At 59.0% G+C, this 2,404-nt stretch carries 1 protein-coding gene and 3 tRNA genes; all 4 read left to right on the top strand.

Features of this window, described 5'->3' with window-relative positions; genetic code table 11:
- The first annotated feature begins 1,931 nt into the window (after positions 1-1,931).
- Positions 1,932-2,017, top strand: a tRNA-Tyr gene (locus HWX39_RS35745).
- A gap of 43 nt (positions 2,018-2,060) precedes the next feature.
- Positions 2,061-2,134 (top strand) — tRNA-Gly (locus HWX39_RS35740).
- Between the two features lie 24 nt (positions 2,135-2,158).
- Positions 2,159-2,233: transfer RNA gene (locus HWX39_RS35735), tRNA-Thr, on the top strand.
- A gap of 66 nt (positions 2,234-2,299) precedes the next feature.
- On the top strand, positions 2,300-2,404 hold a 105-nt coding region (locus HWX39_RS35730), incomplete at its 3' end, for a GTP-binding protein (RefSeq protein ID WP_034194841.1).

Genomic DNA, 2,404 nt, shown 5'->3' with positions numbered 1-2,404 from the left:
CGATGATAGTGCGGATTCCCGTGTGAAAGTAGGTAATCGTCAGGCTCCCTAAGCCAAGAACCCCCGCCCGAAAGGCGGGGGTTCTTGCATTGGCGCGGCGGAAATGCATGCGGGATCGGGATGGCGGCCTGGCCGGAGCCGAGACGACGAATGCGCTGATTCAGGCGCCTGCCGTTCTCGAGTAATCCGCAGCGCTGCGCCACTGATCGAGCTGGTCCCGGGCCGCCAGCGGGTGCAGGCTGGAACCCACATTCAAACATCCACCTACTCGCTTGTTCACGACGACGGTGATCAGCTCGAGCAGCAACTCCGTCACATACCTGACTACCTCTCGGCTCAGATTTGAGCGTTCTGGTCGAGTGTGGTCTCGCCAACCACCCAATTTCCGATTATCGGGCGCTGTTCATCGGCGTATCGTGCTCATCCTCGGGCAAAAGTCTCCATTGCAATTCCGTGCCTATCGAGCATGTTTCATGGCCCCGTCACCACATGAGCCGTCAGCTCGACCTTGGCACCCGGTCCGTTAATCGAACGTCCTGGCGTGCTTTTTCCGCGAGTGTTGAACCACTGTTGCCCATCGAGCGCGTGAAGTCGAGCCGCGCTCCGGATGGCATCGTGTAGTCATCCCAAGTTTTTTGTATCTCAATTCGCAGTATCTTCGCTCAAGTTGGTTCGCGCGCAGAAACGAGTGCGTGTGGCCCGCCGGATGGAAAGGTTCGGTCTGTGGCGTGCACCGGACGTCCGCGAGTCCATCACCTGGATGACCTCAGAAATCCGAACTGTTCCTTTTGACGAGCACCGGCTACCCATCGTGCAACACATGAATTTCTTCGATGAGCGTACAGGCAGCGTTGCCAAAGCAGTCTCCCCCTTCGCCCATAAGCGCGACGTGCGTGCCGTCGGCGTCGATGCTGGTCGATCGCACCGTCCATGCGGTACCGGGATCCCGGAGTGCGGAGCCATCGACCGGCGGAAACCGGCGCATCGTGTTCCGACGTTGATCTCGGGCTAGCGCGGCCAACGCTGGGCAGCAAGCGGAAGATGTCGAACACCGGATGTCGCAAGTCAACTTTTCGGCGTCGTCGGATGGATGCGGCGCGGAAAACGCGCCGGCGTCGAATCCTCCGCAGGTATGGGTGTTCAGCTGCGCGCGGGGGCTGGCATCGTACGGGCAAGCGGGATGTGCGGGTATGTGGCCGTTTCGCTGCGATAGGCCGACCGGATACTGAGGTTGGTCGGCTTCAGCAGGTCATATGCGGCGAGCAGTGAGGTTGCCGCCGGGCGCCCTGGAGCGTGGCTGTCAGCCAGCGCTTGCCTCCGGATCCTGGTGATCGCCGCGCGACAACGGGGAGCGACAGATCGGTGGCATGCGCGGTCAAAGCCATGAAGGCCATCGCAAGCGCGAGCAGGCGCATAAGAATCCGAACCGGAGGCGCGCAGTTGACCCGCGATGGTATCGCGTTTGTCGCTGAGGTCGGCAAAGGCCGATGGCGAGCCCATGACCTCCCGTCGGCAGCCTCGAACAGATGGTCGGATGCAGTTATTGGAAAACGCCGGAACGCTCAGTCACGTCTATCACCTGCTAGCCGAGCCAGATAACCGATGAATTCGGAAGCGGCGCCTCAAAAACAGTGAGGATGGGGCATTAAAGCCGCCCGGCACGAAATTTGCGGAAATTTTTCGTTTACCCGCTTGGCAGAGTGCGCGAGAGGTCGTATGATGGCGGTCTTTCGTTTTCAGCTTAGATGCAGATCGACGTTGAGGGCGGAGTCTGACGAAGATGTGGCATTGATCGGTAGCACCCACGCTTGCCTTAGCCGGGCAGGGGCGGGAGGTCGATGGTCAAGCGGGCGTCAGGAAGAGAGTAAAAATAATCTTCCGGATGTGCTTGACAGAAGTGCGATGCACCCCCATAATCGTCAGTTCTCTACGGAGGGGTGCCCGAGTGGCTAAAGGGGGCAGACTGTAAATCTGTTGGCTTACGCCTACGTTGGTTCGAATCCAACCTCCTCCACCAAGATATCAGCGCAGTGAGCGGTAGGGAATCGTTTGTAGCCCGTGCGGGTGTAGCTCAATGGTAGAGCAGAAGCCTTCCAAGCTTACGACGAGGGTTCGATTCCCTTCACCCGCTCCAGACCGCGAAGTTGAAGCTTAAAGCGCCCATGTGGCTCAGTGGTAGAGCACTCCCTTGGTAAGGGAGAGGTCGGCAGTTCGATCCTGCCCATGGGCACCAGCAGTAAAAAGTCAGTGTCTTGTTTGCGCGCGGCGCAACCTGTGAAATTCCTTTTGGGAGTTGAAAATGGCCAAGGAAAAGTTTGAGCGGACCAAGCCGCACGTGAACGTTGGTACGATTGGTCACGTTGACCACGGCAAGACGACGCTGACGGCAGCGATCACGACGGTT

Origin of the sequence: Burkholderia sp. BCC0322, from assembly GCF_902833045.1 — a bacterium.
GTDB lineage: Bacteria > Pseudomonadota > Gammaproteobacteria > Burkholderiales > Burkholderiaceae > Burkholderia.
The sequence above is the reverse complement of the archived record's forward strand: the minus strand, read 5'-3'. Positions and strand labels throughout refer to the sequence as shown.